At 58.2% G+C, this 14,884-nt stretch carries 23 protein-coding genes; 20 read left to right on the top strand and 3 right to left on the bottom strand.

Annotated features, from left to right (window positions below; all coding sequences use genetic code 11):
* Positions 1 to 17: 17 nt before the first annotated feature.
* The 8 genes from AB4N74_RS11015 (at position 18) to AB4N74_RS10980 (ending at position 4,780) form a co-directional block, all read left to right on the top strand.
* A complete protein-coding gene (locus AB4N74_RS11015; RefSeq protein WP_460100114.1) occupies positions 18 to 218 on the top strand; it encodes a hypothetical protein in 201 nt (66 codons plus the stop codon).
* Between the two features lie 107 nt (positions 219 to 325).
* Positions 326 to 1,129, top strand: a complete 804-nt coding sequence (locus AB4N74_RS11010) for a Rha family transcriptional regulator (RefSeq protein WP_460100111.1) — start codon at positions 326 to 328, stop codon at positions 1,127 to 1,129.
* Positions 1,129 to 1,911: a DnaT-like ssDNA-binding domain-containing protein gene (locus tag AB4N74_RS11005; protein WP_460100109.1), complete on the top strand. Its 783-nt coding sequence runs from the start codon at positions 1,129 to 1,131 to the stop codon at positions 1,909 to 1,911. The genes AB4N74_RS11010 and AB4N74_RS11005 overlap by 1 nt, the downstream gene beginning before the upstream one ends.
* Positions 1,908 to 2,621, top strand: a complete 714-nt coding sequence (locus AB4N74_RS11000; protein WP_460100107.1) for a replication protein P — start codon at positions 1,908 to 1,910, stop codon at positions 2,619 to 2,621. Before AB4N74_RS11005 ends, AB4N74_RS11000 begins: the two co-directional genes overlap by 4 nt.
* Positions 2,618 to 3,094 carry a hypothetical protein gene (locus tag AB4N74_RS10995; protein WP_460100104.1) on the top strand — a complete coding sequence of 159 codons (477 nt, stop codon included), beginning with the start codon at positions 2,618 to 2,620 and terminating at the stop codon, positions 3,092 to 3,094. The genes AB4N74_RS11000 and AB4N74_RS10995 overlap by 4 nt, the downstream gene beginning before the upstream one ends.
* The gene (locus AB4N74_RS10990; RefSeq protein WP_076567235.1) at positions 3,091 to 3,489 is read left to right on the top strand and encodes a recombination protein NinB; all 399 of its coding nucleotides are present in this window, start codon (positions 3,091 to 3,093) and stop codon (positions 3,487 to 3,489) included. The genes AB4N74_RS10995 and AB4N74_RS10990 overlap by 4 nt, the downstream gene beginning before the upstream one ends.
* A complete protein-coding gene (locus AB4N74_RS10985) occupies positions 3,489 to 4,103 on the top strand; it encodes a recombination protein NinG (protein ID WP_460100102.1) in 615 nt (204 codons plus the stop codon). Before AB4N74_RS10990 ends, AB4N74_RS10985 begins: the two co-directional genes overlap by 1 nt.
* Positions 4,100 to 4,780, top strand: a complete 681-nt coding sequence (locus AB4N74_RS10980) for a hypothetical protein (RefSeq protein WP_460100099.1) — start codon at positions 4,100 to 4,102, stop codon at positions 4,778 to 4,780. The genes AB4N74_RS10985 and AB4N74_RS10980 overlap by 4 nt, the downstream gene beginning before the upstream one ends.
* Positions 4,781 to 4,955: 175 nt before the next feature.
* Here the strand turns inward: AB4N74_RS10980 and AB4N74_RS10975 are convergent, their stop codons facing one another.
* Together AB4N74_RS10975 and AB4N74_RS10970 are read right to left on the bottom strand one after the other, a co-directional pair.
* Positions 4,956 to 5,198 (bottom strand): DUF6555 family protein, encoded by a 243-nt coding sequence (locus AB4N74_RS10975; RefSeq protein WP_310219756.1) that lies wholly within the window; start codon positions 5,196 to 5,198, stop codon positions 4,956 to 4,958.
* A gap of 150 nt (positions 5,199 to 5,348) precedes the next feature.
* Positions 5,349 to 5,585, bottom strand: a complete 237-nt coding sequence (locus AB4N74_RS10970; RefSeq protein ID WP_375123581.1) for a hypothetical protein — start codon at positions 5,583 to 5,585, stop codon at positions 5,349 to 5,351.
* Between the two features lie 394 nt (positions 5,586 to 5,979).
* Here AB4N74_RS10970 and AB4N74_RS10965 point away from each other — a divergent pair, with 394 nt between their 5' ends.
* From AB4N74_RS10965 to AB4N74_RS10955, 3 genes are read left to right on the top strand one after another with little or no spacing between them, the layout of a single operon-like run.
* Complete coding sequence (locus AB4N74_RS10965; protein WP_460100096.1) at positions 5,980 to 6,303, top strand: phage holin, lambda family; 324 nt, start codon at positions 5,980 to 5,982, stop codon at positions 6,301 to 6,303.
* Entirely contained in the window at positions 6,300 to 6,686 is a 387-nt protein-coding gene (locus tag AB4N74_RS10960) for a hypothetical protein (protein WP_457263679.1), read from the top strand. Before AB4N74_RS10965 ends, AB4N74_RS10960 begins: the two co-directional genes overlap by 4 nt.
* A complete protein-coding gene (locus tag AB4N74_RS10955) occupies positions 6,646 to 6,828 on the top strand; it encodes a hypothetical protein (protein WP_047297581.1) in 183 nt (60 codons plus the stop codon). Before AB4N74_RS10960 ends, AB4N74_RS10955 begins: the two co-directional genes overlap by 41 nt.
* A 49-nt stretch (positions 6,829 to 6,877) precedes the next feature.
* Here AB4N74_RS10955 and AB4N74_RS10950 read toward each other — a convergent pair whose 3' ends face one another.
* The gene (locus AB4N74_RS10950; RefSeq protein ID WP_460100093.1) at positions 6,878 to 7,090 is read right to left on the bottom strand and encodes a hypothetical protein; all 213 of its coding nucleotides are present in this window, start codon (positions 7,088 to 7,090) and stop codon (positions 6,878 to 6,880) included.
* Positions 7,091 to 7,163: 73 nt separating this feature from the next.
* Here AB4N74_RS10950 and AB4N74_RS10945 point away from each other — a divergent pair, with 73 nt between their 5' ends.
* The 9 genes from AB4N74_RS10945 (at position 7,164) to AB4N74_RS10905 (ending at position 14,834) form a co-directional block, all read left to right on the top strand.
* Positions 7,164 to 7,787 carry a putative metallopeptidase gene (locus tag AB4N74_RS10945; protein WP_460100091.1) on the top strand — a complete coding sequence of 208 codons (624 nt, stop codon included), beginning with the start codon at positions 7,164 to 7,166 and terminating at the stop codon, positions 7,785 to 7,787.
* 32 nt (positions 7,788 to 7,819) lie between these two features.
* Positions 7,820 to 8,281 (top strand): DUF2280 domain-containing protein, encoded by a 462-nt coding sequence (locus AB4N74_RS10940; RefSeq protein ID WP_460100088.1) that lies wholly within the window; start codon positions 7,820 to 7,822, stop codon positions 8,279 to 8,281.
* Complete coding sequence (locus tag AB4N74_RS10935; RefSeq protein ID WP_460100086.1) at positions 8,268 to 9,569, top strand: terminase large subunit domain-containing protein; 1,302 nt, start codon at positions 8,268 to 8,270, stop codon at positions 9,567 to 9,569. The genes AB4N74_RS10940 and AB4N74_RS10935 overlap by 14 nt, the downstream gene beginning before the upstream one ends.
* A complete protein-coding gene (locus AB4N74_RS10930; RefSeq protein ID WP_460100083.1) occupies positions 9,566 to 11,029 on the top strand; it encodes a DUF4055 domain-containing protein in 1,464 nt (487 codons plus the stop codon). Before AB4N74_RS10935 ends, AB4N74_RS10930 begins: the two co-directional genes overlap by 4 nt.
* Complete coding sequence (locus AB4N74_RS10925; RefSeq protein WP_460100080.1) at positions 11,004 to 12,089, top strand: minor capsid protein; 1,086 nt, start codon at positions 11,004 to 11,006, stop codon at positions 12,087 to 12,089. The genes AB4N74_RS10930 and AB4N74_RS10925 overlap by 26 nt, the downstream gene beginning before the upstream one ends.
* A gap of 63 nt (positions 12,090 to 12,152) precedes the next feature.
* The gene (locus tag AB4N74_RS10920; RefSeq protein ID WP_460100077.1) at positions 12,153 to 12,446 is read left to right on the top strand and encodes a hypothetical protein; all 294 of its coding nucleotides are present in this window, start codon (positions 12,153 to 12,155) and stop codon (positions 12,444 to 12,446) included.
* A gap of 67 nt (positions 12,447 to 12,513) precedes the next feature.
* On the top strand, positions 12,514 to 13,221 hold the full coding sequence (locus tag AB4N74_RS10915) for a hypothetical protein (protein WP_460100074.1): 708 nt from the start codon (positions 12,514 to 12,516) through the stop codon (positions 13,219 to 13,221).
* An 11-nt stretch (positions 13,222 to 13,232) separates the two neighbouring features.
* A complete protein-coding gene (locus tag AB4N74_RS10910; RefSeq protein ID WP_460100071.1) occupies positions 13,233 to 14,201 on the top strand; it encodes a major capsid protein in 969 nt (322 codons plus the stop codon).
* A gap of 51 nt (positions 14,202 to 14,252) precedes the next feature.
* Positions 14,253 to 14,834 (top strand): hypothetical protein, encoded by a 582-nt coding sequence (locus tag AB4N74_RS10905; RefSeq protein WP_460100068.1) that lies wholly within the window; start codon positions 14,253 to 14,255, stop codon positions 14,832 to 14,834.
* Positions 14,835 to 14,884: the final 50 nt, after the last annotated feature.

Genomic DNA, 14,884 nt, shown 5'->3' with positions numbered 1-14,884 from the left:
CCCTCAGGAGGGCACGAATGCAATTTTCAGAAGAAAACGTGCCGCCAGAGACCCGCGCCAAAGTTCACCAACTCATGGAGGCAAGAGGGTGGACGTTTGAAGAGGCGGTAAACGAGATCCTTCTCGAGGCGATCACCTCGGGAGCAACGGTCTTCGTTGGCAGGCACAAAGCGCCAGTCCTGACGCTGGTGGGACTTAAGAGGTCCTCTACCGGATAGGTGAGGCCCTCACACAGGGCCTGAAGAAGGACCCACTTTTCAACAGGCATAAAAAAACCACCGGACGAGGGTGGCTTTTTCAACAGCAGTAACAACTGGAGCAAATCATGCACCAATCAATCCAAACGATCAATACCCCGGCCAGTGTCGCGACACAATTTGGTAACGGTGAAAACGTGTCGCGTGAAAAAATAAGCAGCTTCGACTTGCTCGACCTGGTCAACGCGGCGCGCAAAGAATTTGGCGAAAGCGAAGTACGTCGCAATGATTTCACGGCGCGATGCCGCGACGAACTGGACGGCGAATACTACGAAACTTTCGTAGTAAGGAATCAGCGCGGCCCAGCCTCTGAGGCTTTGATGCTGACCAAGGATCAGTGCCTCTTTATCTCGATGCGCGAATCGAAAGCGGTTCGACGCTCGGTCGTGTTGAAGATCAATGCTCTGTCGCAGCCTCGCGAACTGTCCCGTATGGACCTTATCCAGCTCGCATTCGAGGCTGAGCAGCAGCGTTTGCAGCTTTCGATTCAGGTCGAAGCGCAGGCCTCGAAAATCCACTCCATGGAGAACCTCTTCAAGGAAGGGATGACCCACACCCAATTCTGCAAGGGCCTCAATGGGGTCAACGTCATGCAGGTGGGCAAGTTCCTCGAAGGTCGCAACTGGCTCTACAACGAGAGCAAATCCGGCCTGCGCTTCCGTGTGGCGTCCTACGCCCGCGACAAGTACATGACCGAGCATCAGCACGAAGTCACTCCCCACGGGAAGGAGCCGTTCGTTTCCTTCACGCCAGTCTTGCTCAAGAAGGGCGCCGTGCGGCTGTACGACCTGTACCTGGCCGGCGAGCTGCCAATGAAGAAGACCTGGGACGGGCTGTTCACCCATGACAAAGCACTCAAGGGGGCCGCGTGATGGCTCGCATCCGTACCGTCAAGCCCGAGTTCTGGTCGAGCGAGCAGGTCATGTCCTGCCGCCCGATGGCTCGGCTGCTGTTCATCGGTCTGTGGAATTTCTGCGATGACGGCGGCAACCACCCGCTAGCACCGCGAACCATCAAGGCTTTGGTGTTCCCCGGTGACGACATCACCACCGAAGAGGTGAGCAATCTCCTGGGGGAACTGGAAGGCGCCGAGCTGATCCAGAGCTACTGGGTAAACGGGAAAAACTACTTCCATGTCCGCGGCTGGAAGCACCAGAAGATCGAGAAAAAGAACTTCAAATACCCCGGACCACCATCAGAATTCGACGACCAGTCGGAGAGCATTCGCCAACAATTCGCCGAGGAGTCGTCGACTGATCGTCGACCGGTAGACCCCGGAAGGGAAGGGAAGGGAATAGGAGAAGATCAACACAACTCACTACACGCGGGTGAGGAAAATTCGGTCGACCCAAAGTCGCCGACTGATATGACCCTTGACTGGGTGCCCGACCAGAAGCTGCTGAAGTCGTACGCGCTGCGCATGGCAATCCCCGTCGACGCTTTTACCAACGAGGCCACCGCCGCCTTCGTCTGCCATTACGCAGCTTCTGGTCGCGTCGAGACGCAGGCCTCTTGGGTGAGCCTGCTAGTGAAGTGGGTGAAGCGCGATAAGGCGACGGCCAGCAATGTCCGCCAGTTCCCGCAGCGTCGACAGCCTGCCGAGCCTGACTTCGAGAGCAATGCCTGGGCCGAAGGGCTTGTGGTGAGCCCATGAAGCCAGCCAACCAACTGATGGCGACCATGGGCAACCTTCCGCCAGCCGTTCACGCTCAACCGCTCCAGGTGACTCCGCAGACCGCAGAAGTGGTGAACGACCTGTTCCGTCGCCTCCGTGGGATCTTCCCCGCGTGGCGCCAGGCGTGGCCTTCCACCGAAGCGCTGGACTCTGCCAAGGCCGAATGGATCAAGGAGTTTGCAGAAGCCGGCATTCGCACCCTGTTGCAGATCGAGTTCGGTATCCAGAAGTGCCGCAAGCTCAAGAAGCCTTTCGCGCCAAGTGTTGGTGAATTCATCGCCATGTGCGTGCCGAGCCCTGAAGACTTCGGCATGCCTGCGCCGGCCGATGCCTGGCTCGAAGCGCTGATGGGCACCTACAGCCATGAAGCGGTGAAGCTCGCGGCGGAAGCGACGGGCCTGTTCGATTTACGTGCGGCAAAACAGGAAGACAAGGGCCTTCGCGCCAGATTCGACCGCAACTACGAGGTGATCCTGCGCCGCGCTCAGGCCAGCCAACCGCTGGACGGGAAGATCGCCGCAGGCATTGGGCACGACAGCCAGAAGAGCGAACTGGAACTGGCCGAGGAATTCGCCAGCCAGCGCCAAGCACGACTGCTGGCTACTCAGGGCGTCCCAACCGCTGGCGCAGCGGCAAGGGTCCAACTGCTGGCCAAGTTCGGCAAGAAGACCACGGAGCAACGGACATGACCGACTACACCGGACTGAAGCGGCTGTGCGCTGTTTTGATTTCAGCGAACGAAGCCTATCTGGAAGACAGCTGCTGCATCGAAAATCAGGAGCGGTTCCATGCAGCTGATGATGCGCTGCAAGACGCTCTCCCTCCTGAGGTTGTGCTGGCCATCATTGCCGAGAACGAGCTATTGCGTGAATCCCCGGGTATGGGGGCCATACGTTCGCTGCGTGGCGATTGCGCGGATCTGATGGCCGACCGTGACCGGCTCAAGGCCGAGAACGAGGCGCTGCGCCTTCGTTGCGATCGTCTGGACGAGGACAAGCAGGCCATGACCGAAACCCACGTTCTCTACACCTGGCTGCGCAAGAAGTGCGATCAGCCGAGCAATGATTTTGTGGCTGTGCAAATGAACATTGGCCACGACTGGGTGCCCGTGCATGACCTCGATCGCGACCTGCGATCCATGATCGAGCGGGAGGAGCCATGAACGAGTTCCCAATCCGCAGTCAGCGCGACATAAGTCGCCTGATGGGTGTCCTGCACGCCACTGACTTCACCAAACCCAAGATCGTGGTCATCAAGGACGAGAAACGGCCGGACGTCTGTAACCGGAAGATGTGGGCAATGCTCAAGGACGTATCCGAGCAGGTGATCTGGCATGGCAAGAAACTGACCAGTGAGGACTGGAAGTGCCTCTTCAGTGCCTCGCTGGAGAAGCAGCGCGCCGAGCCTGGCCTCGACGGTGGATTCGTTGTGATGGCCGTATCGACCCGCAAGCAATCGCAGAAGTGGTTCAGCGATCTGTTCGAGCTGATGCATGCCTTCGGCGCCGAGCATGACGTTCGCTGGACTGAGCAGGACAAGTGGGGAGGGCGCTACTGATGCGCGTAGCCATCAAGGAATCGAAGGCGCCCAAGCCGAAGAAGTGCAAGAACCCAGCTTGCGGGGACTCATTCGTCCCGCAGCGCCTCGGGCAGGCGGTGTGCGGATACAAGTGCGGCCTTGCCATCAAGGATGTCAATCAGGCGAAGGCCGGCAAGGCACTGGCCCAGATTGGGCGCCGCGAGATCCAGGCACGCAAGGAGAAGCTGAAGAGCAGGGCGGATCATCTGCGCGAAGCCCAGGCCGCGGTGAATGAGTACGTCCGGCTGCGTGACGCGCACCTGCCTTGCATCAGCTGCGACTCGATGCCGAACGACAACGACCTCATGACGGGCAGCCGCTGGGATGCTGGCCACTACCGATCTGTCGGCGCCTGTCCCGAACTCCGTTTCGAGCCGCTGAACATCCACCGCCAGTGCGTGAAGTGCAACCGCAACCTGTCCGGTAACGCGGTCGAGTACCGCATCCGGTTGGTGCTGCGCATCGGCGCCGAAACCGTGGCTTGGTTGGAAGGGCCTCATGAGCCCCGGAAGTACACCGTCGAAGAAATCAAAACCATCAAGGCCGAATACCGGGCAAAGACCCGCGAACTGAAGAAGGGGCAGGCAGCATGAATTACCACAACGTGATCTCAGCAGTAGTTCGGGCCTTGGCCGCCGAGACGATCAACAGTTCCGGCGGATGCAACGTCGAACCTCGAGTGCAGGCCAGCAAGCTCAAGGGAGAAATATCCGGGAAGGATGCCGCGCTGTTGGCTGACTGCATCGTGCACAAGCTACTGCACGCCCAGCTTTCCCCGAGGCACTGGAACGCGCTCGTCGCGAAGTACAGCACGCACCGTGGCCGCAAGATCGACTCCATCGGCCGGCTGGTCGCCGTCGTGAAGACGCCGGCACCGCAGCGCTTCACGCAGCAGGCTGTATTGGTGTGGGCGGTACCGCAGCAGTTGAAGGGCATTCAGCGAGCGGTGACCCAGATCAAGGCGCCGAAGCACAGGGAGAACAAGGAGGAGGGGCAGTGGGATTGGCGCAACGCGGCAGCAGACGCTGATGTTGCACGGGCCAACAAGCATGCGCGCGCGGTAGCAGAGGACAAGCCCGGCGAGATGATCGTCCTGGCCGACTCGAACTACGACATGACGAATTGGGATTCCCAAGGGCTTACAGAGCGCACCTACCAGCGCTGGAACAAGGCCATCAAGGACGGCTTGGAGTCGCTTGTGAACGAGGCTCTGGTCGAGGCGCAACACATGCTTGAAGCAGTCGGAGTGCTGGAAGGCGAGGCGGCATAAAATAGTCCCTCAAAAGGGCTTGCAATGTCATGTCGCCATGTCGCATGATTCACCCATCCTGTCATTCCTGCGTGTTTCAGGATTGGATAGCAGCCCGGCCATTGCGTCGGGCTTTTTTGTGGTTTAAGCATTGCCTATTTCAAGCGAGATGTTTCGGCTGCTGAATGACGGGCGTTTAATCCTCGTCCCAAGTGACTACAGCCGATTCGCGCCATTTCACATCAGTGAGGCCGAACCTTTCTGCCATTGGTTTTGAGACCCGTTTTAGTGGCGGTCGACCAGGCTTAGGTATCGGAACAAGTCCCGCGTCGCAGCTAGCCCATTGCCATGCTTCTGCGTTATTCATCGTACTCGTGCGAATAACAAAAGTTCTTGACTCTCCGCGGAGTAAGTACTCGACGTAATATGTGGTGCTCATGGGTATGTCTCCGTTTGCTCATTGGTAAGTGAGTTCACGGGATCACGGAAATTCAAGTTATTATCAAATTTTTTAAATACGACGCAGTAGCACATTTATTCGTAAATACCTTGGCGCATCGATCCGCGAGAGGATATTTACAGCCGCGGATTAATGGTTTTTCTTGAAGATAGAGCGAGCCTCATCCCACGCTTTTTTGCCTTCAAGCGTTTTAGCATCGGCTGCGGCCCTTGCGTTCTGAAATTCAATCATTGCTTCGGGTGAGTCCGCTGCATGAGTTAGAAGCTCGTAAGCAATAGCGTTCAGCCGATCCGCCTCTTTGAAAAGCGCGCTGCTGCGGTCGGTGGCTATATGCCACGCTGATGTCGTGCTCGGATTATTTTTCATCTTTTCTTCGCTCTTCTGACCGGCATCCCTGATTGCCTGCCGGCACCCAAATTTTCCTATTCGCTCCATTTTATGAACTTTATTAGTGGGTATCGCAAATGATGACTGATGATCGGAAAGGGAGACCTAGCGTGATATTCCGAGATACTCCCCAATTGTCGTAGTGCATCGACAATCGCCTACGAAACAATGTTTAACTTCCGGCACAATTTATTTCTAATAATGTGAACTGTTCGTGCCGATTAATACATAAAACCTCTACAAACTTAGATCCCTTGTATCGTTTGTCATGAGTGGACAGAAGTTTTTTATTCGGCTCCCACGCCCATTGCTCCCAGCTGGGAGTGCAGCGGACGCCGTATCTATCAATCTCCCCAAGGGGGAGGCAACCCGGATGCCAAACATGCCTGACAAGCCACACACATGGGCCAAGATCTGGCTGGCGTTGAGCAATCCGCTCTGGCAGGGCGTGATCATGTCCATCACCGTATCGTTGCTTCGAGTCATGTACGACGCGAAGGAAACCAGTAAGCGCCGCATCGTTTTCGAGGCGCTGATCTGCGGATCGCTGAGCTTGGTCGCGTCCAGCATTATCGAGTGGATGGCCTGGCCTTCCAGTTTGTCGGTCGCTGCCGGTGGCACGATCGGCTTTCTTGGCGTGACAGCCATACGCGAACTGGTGACCCGCTTCCTCGGTCGCAAGGCGGATGCCGCATGAAGGCCTTCGCTGCTGCAATCATCATCGCCCTGGTCGGCCTGCTCCTCATTGGGATTCAGCAGTCGCGCGTCGTCGCCCTTCGCGGGGAGGTGGCATTCGAAGCCAGCGAGAAGAAGAAGGCGGTCGACGCCAACCTCGAAAGCCAGGCAACGATCACCACCCTGCGCGCCGAAGCCCAGCGCAACGCCGATTACCAGAAAGACCTGAACAAGCGGTTACAGGCCAGCCAGGCCAAAGCCAGAAAGGCGGAGAAGAACTTTGAAGAACTCAAACGCAACAGCAAGCCTGTTCGTGATTGGGCTGCTCAGCCTCTGCCTGACGGCCTGCGCGGGAAAGCCGCAAGTGGTAACAAAGACAGCGGCGGTAAGAGTCGAACCCCCTGAGCTGGTGCCATGCGAGCGGGTAGCTGATGAAGACCTCGCCGACAACGGCCAGCTTTGGGAGCTGAAGAATCAAGCTATCAACCTGCTCGACACTTGCGCAGACCAGGTGGACGCGCAGATCAAGCGCAGTCAGAGCAAGTAGGTCGCGACACGTTTCGCGAGAGTGCAAATTGTGTCGCGACACTGGATAACTACGGTTGTTCGGGAAGTTTCGCTGCTTCTTGGATGGCGTCCACGTATTGCGTGAGCTTCTTCATCTCTTGATCCAGATGTGTGCCATTGGCGGGAGCAGAGGTCATGCGCGCCGCGATGAGCTCGATGGCGGCGGATAGAGCGACAAGTCGGCGGCCAAGATTGTCAGCGCCGTGGTATTGGGTTGAGTTGAATAACGGTTTGTCAGACATGTTGCTTTCCTTGCTTAGAGTTGAAGCTCACCAATACCGGCAACCAGCCATCATTACAAGTGCAAGGTGAGCTATGAACAGGCCGATGCCGCCGGAGTCACTGCTCGACCTGTCTGACCTCTCCAGCTTCGGCATCCGCCTCATCCCCGCGCCTGAGGTATGGGAGTGGCTCCAAGCCGAGATCCTTGCCGACACTGGCAGCATCCACAACGAAGAGCACGCCCATCTGATCGATGCGGACATTAGTGTGATGTGGGCGTCTGCGGCTTTCACGAAGAAGGGGCGGACGGTGGTGGGCCAGGCCGAGCAGGTGGCTTTCCGCGCTGGTGGTTGGCAGAAGGCCCGGATGGAGCAACAAATGCTGGATTGGTTTGGCGACGTGCCGGCCTACATCATCACCCTGGCTGCCGACTACTGCGCCCAATGTTCCGATTCTGACTTCTGCGCGCTGGTCGAACACGAGCTGTACCACATCGCCCAGGCGAAGGATAAGTACGGCGCACCCAAGTTCACCCAGGAAGGATTGCCCAAGCTTGAGATACGCGGACACGACGTTGAAGAGTTCGTCGGTGTTGTCCGCCGCTACGGTGCAAGCTCAGCAGTTCAAGAGCTAGTGGATGCTGCAAACAATCCTGCTGAGGTGGGGAAATTGAACATATCGAGGGCCTGCGGAACCTGTCTGCTCAAGTCGGCCTGATTCTAGACAGGCCCTAGACGGATAAAGAATTTATGGCAGCCCTGAAAAATGAGGTGAAGAGCTTCATCGTTCAGGCGTTGGCGTGCTTTGACACACCATCTCAGGTGGCTGAGACCGTCAAGAACGAATTCGGCGTGGCACTGACCCGTCAACAAGTTGAGAGCCACGATCCGACCAAGGCATGCAGCAAAGGCTTGGCGGCGAAGTGGCAGACTCTGTTTCACGACACCCGCAAGCGCTTCCGCGAAGAAACAGCTGACATCCCGATCGCCAACCGAGCGTACCGGCTCCGCGCCATGAATCGATTCGTTGAGCGCGCTGAGGGGATGAAGAACATCGGCCTCGCCATGCAGATCCTTGAGCAGGCAGCGAAGGAAGTCGGCGACGTCTACGTTAACCGAAGCCGGAAGGATGAGCCTGACGATGAGCCGGTAATCCCGACACGCATTCAGGTAGACGTAGTGGATGCGAGGAAGCCGAATGCCGAGCCTTAACGTTCCGCAGTCGCAGTTCCTCCTGTTACCCCATAAGTTTCGCGCATTCGTTGCTGGGTTCGGCTCTGGGAAGACCTGGGTCGGGTGCTCGGCGCTGAGCAAGCATTTTATGGAGTGGCCCGGCGTTAACGCAGGTTACTTTGCTCCGACATATCCGCAGATCCGCGACATCTTCTATCCGACGATGGAGGAGGTGGCCTACGAGTGGGGCCTGAAGACCAAGATCAACCAGGCGAACCATGAGGTTCACATCTACAGCGGCCGGCAATATCGCGGCACAGTGATTTGTCGATCGATGGAGAAGCCACAGACCATTGTCGGTTTCAAAATCGGGCACGCACTAGTGGATGAGCTGGACGTGCTGACGTCGATCAAGGCACAGCAGGCTTGGCGCAAGATCATCGCCCGGATGCGCTACAACCTGCCGGGGCTGAAAAACGGCGTGGACGTGACCACGACGCCGGAAGGCTTCAAGTTCGTCTTTTTGCAGTTCGTGAAGCAGTTGCGCGACAAACCGGCTCTGAAGGAAATGTATGGCCTCATCCAGGCCAGCACCTTCGACAACGAACTGAACCTGCCAGACGACTACATCGCCTCGCTGATGGAGTCGTACCCCGAGCAACTGATTCGCGCGTACCTGAATGGCCAGTTCGTCAACCTGACGTCCGGGTCGATCTATCACGCCTACGACCGCAAGCTGAACCAGTGTTTCGACACCGTGCAGCCCGGTGAGCCGTTATTCATCGGCATGGACTTCAACGTCGGCAAGATGGCGGCGATCACACACGTCAAACGTGACCAGGGCCTGCCGCGCGCCGTGGATGAGCTGATGGATGGCTACGACACGCCGGACATGATCCGCCGGATCAAGGAACGCTACTGGGAGCACACCGGCAACGACTACAAGAAGACCTGCGAGATTCGGATCTACCCGGACGCCTCCGGTGATTCGCGCAAGTCGGTCAATGCCAGCCTCACTGATATCGCCATGCTCAAACAGGCCGGGTTCACAGTCATCGCGCCGGCGGCCAACCCTCCGGTGAAGGATCGGATCAACGCCATGAACGCCATGTTCTGCAACGCGCAGGGCGAGCGGCGTTACCTGGTGAACCCGTTTACATGCCCGACATACGCCGACGGCCTTGAGCAGCAGATCTGGGCGCCCAACGGCGAGCCGGACAAGAGCCAAGGCAACGACCACGCCAACGACGGCGGCGGTTACTTCATTCACCGCGAGTACCCGATCGTTAAACCGGTCATCTCAATGAAAATGGGAGTCGCCCGATGACGGACGTCACTTTTACTCGCCCCGAGTACAAAGCGGCCCAGTACCGCTGGCGCTTGGTGCGCGACGTCTGTAAAGGGTCGGAAACCATCAAGGCTGCCGGTGACCGTTACCTGCCAAGGCCGAACGCGGCCGACACCAGCGAGGACAACAAGCAGCGCTACGAGGCGTACAAGAAGCGAGCCGTGTTCTACAACGCCACCGGCCGTACCAAGCACAGCCTGGTTGGCGCAGTATTCCGCACCTGGCCAACCCTGACTGTTCCCGGCGCGCTCGATTACGTTGCAAAGGATATCGACGGGCAGGGCGTGAGCGTCTACCAACAATCCCAGTCGGTGATCGGCCACCTGCTCGAAGTGGGGCGTCACGGGCTGCTGGTCGATTACGCCGCGGTCGAGGCTGGAACTGTCAGCAGGGCCGACGAATTATCCGGTCGCGCCCGAGCGAACATCGCCAGCTACACCGCGGAGTCGATTATCAACTGGAAGACCCGCCAAGTCGGCGGACAGCACCTGTTGAGCCTTGTCGTGCTGCGCGAAACGGTCGACGTAGATACGGACGATGGTTTCGGTAGTGAGCAGGTCGTGCAATACCGGGTATTGCGCCTTGATGTCTCCGGCCAGTACACGCAAGAGGTGTGGGAGGAGGGTTCAAGTGCGACAACTCAGAAGGTCGCGCCATTCACCCCATTGAATGGCTTGGGTCGACCGTGGCAAGTGATCCCGTTCCAATTCGTTGGCAGCGAGAACAACGACACCACCATCGACGACGCCCCGCTGTACGACATGGCTGAGGTGAACATCGGCCATTACCGCAACAGTGCGGACTACGAAGAAGCTGCCTACTTGGTGGGCCAGCCTCAGCCGTGGATGGCCGGTCTCGATGAGCAGTGGCGCGATCACATGGAGGAAAGCGGCATCTTCCTCGGCTCCCGTGCACCCTGGATGCTTCCAGTAAACGGCACCTGCGGCGTTTGGCAGGCTCAGCCGAATACGGTCGCCAAGGAGGCCATGGAATGCAAGAAGCAGGACATGGTTTCGCTCGGCGCCCGCCTGATTGAGCGCGGCAGCGCGGTGAAGACCGCCACGCAGGCCGACAACGACAGCGCAGCAGAACACAGCGTTCTCTCGCTGGTGGTCAGCAACGTCAGCGAGGCTTACAGCCAGTGCCTGACATGGATGGCTGAGTTCGTGAATGCCACCGGTGAGGTGGTCTACAAACTCAATCAGGACTTCAGCCAGATCACTCTGGACGCGACGATCCTGGCAGCACTGTTCAACGCAGTGCAAGGCGGCAAGCTACCGGAAGGCGACTTCTGGCAGTACCTGCGTGATCGAGGCGTGATCAACCCAGAGAAAACGGATGATGAAATTCGGGGTGAGCTCGAAGCGCAAAGCACCGGACCGGATCTGGATGACGACGACGAGGCAAACCTAAATGGCGGCAAACCAAGCGATCCTTGATGCCACGATTCGGCACGCCGTCTTCCTTGAGCAACTGAAGTCGGGGGAGGTGGCCAAATTCGCACCTTTCCTCAAGGAGATCGACCGCTCGATCCGCGAGCGGCTGACCCGGGCCGATCTGACGGATTACACCGTCGCCCGCCTTGAGCGGCTGCTGAGCGAGGTCGACAGCCTGCTGCTGGGCATCTTAGATCGGTACAGTGAAAAGCTGAGCCTCGACCTGGTGGATATCGCCAACTACGAGGCCGAATTTGAAGCAACCAGCCTGACCCGGGCGGCACCGGTAGGTGTGTCGTTCGATGCGGCGGTGCCTGGTGCGGCGGCGATTCGCGCGGCGATACTCACAAACCCGCTCAGCGTGCGCGGCGCGGACGGCGGCAAGCTGCTCAAGTCGTTCATTGATGGCTTCACCACCACCGAGCGACAACGCCTCATAGGCGCGGTCCGGCAGGGCTTCTTCGAAGGCCAAACCAACTTCCAGATCATCAAGAACATTCGCGGCACCAAAGCGCTCAAGTACAACGACGGCATCCTGGCCACGACCAACCGCAACGCCGGCGCCATTGTGCGAACGGCAGTGCAGCACGTCGCCACCCAGGCGCGCATGGAGACGCTGAAAGCGAACTCCGATGTTGTGCCGTCGGTGGAGTGGGTCAGTACGCTGGATTCGAAGACGACCAGCCAGTGCCGGACGCTCGACAAGCGTCGATTCAAGCTGACCGAAGGGCCACGGCCCCCGATCCACATCAACTGTCGCTCGACGGTAGTGGCAGTGACTCGGTTCAGTGCCCTGTTCGCCGAGGGCGCCACGCGGGCATCCGTTGGCAACGCTGGAGCGCAGCAGGTGAGGGCAGACCTCAGCTACTACGACTGGCTCAAGCAGCAGCCGGCGGCGTTTCAGGACAAGGCCATCGGCTCGGTTCGGGCGAAACTATTTCGGGAGGGCGGGCTGAGCGTAGAGCGCTTTGCCGAGCTACAGCTTGACCGGAATTTCAAACCTTTGACCCTCGTGCAGATGAAGGCCCTTGAACCTCTGGCGTTCGAGCGGGCCTTTGGATGACGAATTGCTACTCCATGGAAGAGCTGGTATTGATTGCCGCTCCCGTAAAACATGGAGCGTTGTATGTCTGAAGATTTGCCAATGAGTAGCTATGTGACAAGTTACTTTCTTGATAAGGAGCCTCTTCCTCGGCTGGGTCTTATTGCTGCTTCAACAGGTGAGTACGCCAAGCTCAATAAGGTTTGGGTTGCCGGCGGGGAGTGCTATCTGTTGAATGACTCAGAGTTTGCCTCCTTTCTTAAGACAAAATCAGAGCCTGTAAACGTTCGAGGCATTGCGATCAACCACAAGGTTGTAAAAATGACCGAGCCTCGGGTTGAACTGCCCAAACCCATACTTGATTCACTAGACAAATAAACCCGCTTCGGCGGGTTTTTTTATGCCCGCAGGCAGGGCCTGCACCTACGTCTCTGGGAGACAACCAATGCTGAAATTCCAACTGGATACCCTGGAAGGGGTAGATGAAGCCGTGCGCGCTCTTTACACCGAGAAGGACGGCAAGTTCGTACTCGGCATTGAAGGTCTGCCGCAGCAAGAAGATGTATCCGGCCTGAAGGCCAAGGTTGATGAGCTGCTCGGCGAGAAGAAAGCCGCCGAGAAGAAGGCGCGCGAAGCTGAAGATGCCGCGCGTTTGGAGCGTGAAGAGGCCGCCCGCAAGTCCGGCAACGTCGAAGAGCTCGAACGGTCCTGGACTGAAAAATTCAACCGCCGCGAAGCTGAGCTGAACGGCATGCTGGAACAGGAGCGTGGAACGCTGAGCGGGCAGATCCGGGATCTGACTGTCGGTCGTACCGCTACTGACATCGCGTCTGCACTGGCAGTGCAAGGCAGCGCAAAAGCCCTGTTGCCGCACATCGAGCGCCGTCTTAGCGTCGAGCAGCGCGATGGGAAGCCTGTTGTGGTCGTCCTCGACGCACAGGGCAAGCTCTCGGCGGCAACGCTGGACGAGTTGAAATCAGAAATCGCGAATGACGCGGCGTTCGCGCCGTTGATCGCGGGTAGCAAGGCATCTGGCGGCGGGGCTGGCGGTGCTGGAGGTGGCGGCGGGGCCGCAAAAGGAAAAATCGGCGGCACCAAAGAGGAACGACAGGCAGCAATCGCGAGCCGGTTCCCGGATCTCCCTCTCAAGTAAGGAAATAATTCATGTCTCTGGCTCAAATGCAGGTCTTCAACGAATTCGTCATGCCTGCCACTCTGGAAACGCTCGATCAGATGACCGATGCGTTCAACCAAGCAAGCAATGGCGCGATCGTGCTTTCTCCGGACGGCTTCACTGGCGACTTCTTGCAGGAGTCGTTCTTTCAAAACTTGGCCTCGGCTCAACGCCGTGTTGATCGCTATGCGGCCAACGCCACTGTCGGTGCGACCGATCTGACTGAGCTGAAAAACACTTCTGTGAAAATCGCCGGTGGCTTCGGTCCGCTGCGCTATGAGCCGTCGCAAATGACTTGGCTGCAGCGCCCAACTGCACAAGGCATTGAAGTTGCCAGTCGCGCATTCGCCGAGGTTCTGCTGAAGGATCAACTGAACACAGCAATCGCCGCGCTTGTGGCCGCGATCACCGCGCAGGCGGCCGCGACGAACGATATCTCGGCTACCGCAGGGATCACCCAGTCCGGCCTGAACAACTCGCACGCGAAGTTCGGCGACTCCAGCCAGAACCTGGTCACTCAGGTTATGCAGGGTTCCAGCTGGCACAAACTGGTTGGTCAAGGCCTGGTGAACTCGGCGAACCTGTTCCTGGCGGGCAACGTCCGCGTGGTCGACATCCTGGGCAAGATCTCCATCGTCACCGATGCGCCAGCGCTGATGCAGGCGGGCACACCGAACAAGGAAATCATCCTGTCCCTGGTCGCCGGCGCAGCGCTGGTTCACGACAATCGCGACATCATCTCGAACGTCGAGACCACCAACGGCAAGGGTCGCATCGAGACCACCATCCAGACTGACTATACGTTTGGTTTGGGCCTGAAGGGTTACACCTGGGACACCACTGCCGGCGGCGCGTCTCCAACCGACGCCGAACTGGCGACCGGTACCAACTGGGACAAGACTGCCGCGAGCATCAAGCACACCGCCGGTGTGGCTCTGATCGGTGACGCTTCCAAGTAACTCTTTGATGTCCAAGCCGGGACGTGTTTCCGGCTTGGCGGAGATGCAACCATGAGCAACAAAATCTGGTATCTGCCTGGCCCGTTCCACCAGTATATGGAGGACGTGAAAGCTATGGCGAAGGAACGAGGCCTCCGAATCATCGACGCGAATGTCACCGAAAGTCGCGAGGATGAAGCTGATGATGTGCCGGAGGTGAAAGTGCGACAGGTTGAGCCGGCACAGGTGCTGCTGATCGCCGACAGCGCTGCCGTTGACGGCGTTGCGTTGCAGGAACTGATCGACAAGTTGAACGCAGAACGTGACGGCATCGTATTGCTGATCGATGCCGCTGAAGGTCTGTCTGAACTGGAGCACCCGGGCGCCGGCGAACTGCCAATCCGCTTGTTCGGCGCGCTGAAAGCCATTCACGAGGGTTTCGAATCCCTTACGGGTGAACGTGACAACTTGGCGGGCGAGGTTGAATCTCTCCGCGCTGAAGTCGAACGCCTCAAGGCGGCAGCGGAACCGGTCGACAATGCCGAGAAGATCGCGAGCCTCAAAGCGCTACTCGACGCTGCCAACGTGACGTATCGGGCGAATGCTTCGGTAGAATCGCTGGAAAAGGCAGTTGCTGATCTTCAGCAGGCGTAATAATCCGGGTGTCCGGTAACTGGGCATCCGATCCAGAACACCACAGCGAG

This window comes from Pseudomonas sp. H3_C08, from assembly GCF_054669455.1.
This window is presented reverse-complemented; position numbering and strand designations above follow the sequence as displayed.

Excerpts from the sequence above, each read along its gene's own strand:
- AB4N74_RS10920 (WP_460100077.1), top strand. The coding sequence starts at position 12,153 with ATGTCTGAAGATTTGCCAATGAGTAGCTATGTGACAAGTTACTTTCTT.
- AB4N74_RS11000 (WP_460100107.1), top strand. The coding sequence starts at position 1,908 with ATGAAGCCAGCCAACCAACTGATGGCGACCATGGGCAACCTTCCGCCA.
- AB4N74_RS10910 (WP_460100071.1), top strand. The coding sequence starts at position 13,233 with ATGTCTCTGGCTCAAATGCAGGTCTTCAACGAATTCGTCATGCCTGCC.
- AB4N74_RS11005 (WP_460100109.1), top strand. The coding sequence starts at position 1,129 with ATGGCTCGCATCCGTACCGTCAAGCCCGAGTTCTGGTCGAGCGAGCAG.
- AB4N74_RS10925 (WP_460100080.1), top strand. The coding sequence starts at position 11,004 with ATGGCGGCAAACCAAGCGATCCTTGATGCCACGATTCGGCACGCCGTC.
- AB4N74_RS10975 (WP_310219756.1), bottom strand. The coding sequence starts at position 5,198 with ATGAGCACCACATATTACGTCGAGTACTTACTCCGCGGAGAGTCAAGA.
- AB4N74_RS10970 (WP_375123581.1), bottom strand. The coding sequence starts at position 5,585 with ATGAAAAATAATCCGAGCACGACATCAGCGTGGCATATAGCCACCGAC.
- AB4N74_RS10940 (WP_460100088.1), top strand. The coding sequence starts at position 7,820 with ATGGCAGCCCTGAAAAATGAGGTGAAGAGCTTCATCGTTCAGGCGTTG.
- AB4N74_RS10965 (WP_460100096.1), top strand. The coding sequence starts at position 5,980 with ATGCCAAACATGCCTGACAAGCCACACACATGGGCCAAGATCTGGCTG.
- AB4N74_RS10935 (WP_460100086.1), top strand. The coding sequence starts at position 8,268 with ATGCCGAGCCTTAACGTTCCGCAGTCGCAGTTCCTCCTGTTACCCCAT.
- AB4N74_RS11010 (WP_460100111.1), top strand. The coding sequence starts at position 326 with ATGCACCAATCAATCCAAACGATCAATACCCCGGCCAGTGTCGCGACA.
- AB4N74_RS10980 (WP_460100099.1), top strand. The coding sequence starts at position 4,100 with ATGAATTACCACAACGTGATCTCAGCAGTAGTTCGGGCCTTGGCCGCC.
- AB4N74_RS10945 (WP_460100091.1), top strand. The coding sequence starts at position 7,164 with ATGAACAGGCCGATGCCGCCGGAGTCACTGCTCGACCTGTCTGACCTC.
- AB4N74_RS10960 (WP_457263679.1), top strand. The coding sequence starts at position 6,300 with ATGAAGGCCTTCGCTGCTGCAATCATCATCGCCCTGGTCGGCCTGCTC.
- AB4N74_RS10995 (WP_460100104.1), top strand. The coding sequence starts at position 2,618 with ATGACCGACTACACCGGACTGAAGCGGCTGTGCGCTGTTTTGATTTCA.
- AB4N74_RS10990 (WP_076567235.1), top strand. The coding sequence starts at position 3,091 with ATGAACGAGTTCCCAATCCGCAGTCAGCGCGACATAAGTCGCCTGATG.
- AB4N74_RS10950 (WP_460100093.1), bottom strand. The coding sequence starts at position 7,090 with ATGTCTGACAAACCGTTATTCAACTCAACCCAATACCACGGCGCTGAC.
- AB4N74_RS11015 (WP_460100114.1), top strand. The coding sequence starts at position 18 with ATGCAATTTTCAGAAGAAAACGTGCCGCCAGAGACCCGCGCCAAAGTT.
- AB4N74_RS10905 (WP_460100068.1), top strand. The coding sequence starts at position 14,253 with ATGAGCAACAAAATCTGGTATCTGCCTGGCCCGTTCCACCAGTATATG.
- AB4N74_RS10930 (WP_460100083.1), top strand. The coding sequence starts at position 9,566 with ATGACGGACGTCACTTTTACTCGCCCCGAGTACAAAGCGGCCCAGTAC.
- AB4N74_RS10985 (WP_460100102.1), top strand. The coding sequence starts at position 3,489 with ATGCGCGTAGCCATCAAGGAATCGAAGGCGCCCAAGCCGAAGAAGTGC.
- AB4N74_RS10915 (WP_460100074.1), top strand. The coding sequence starts at position 12,514 with ATGCTGAAATTCCAACTGGATACCCTGGAAGGGGTAGATGAAGCCGTG.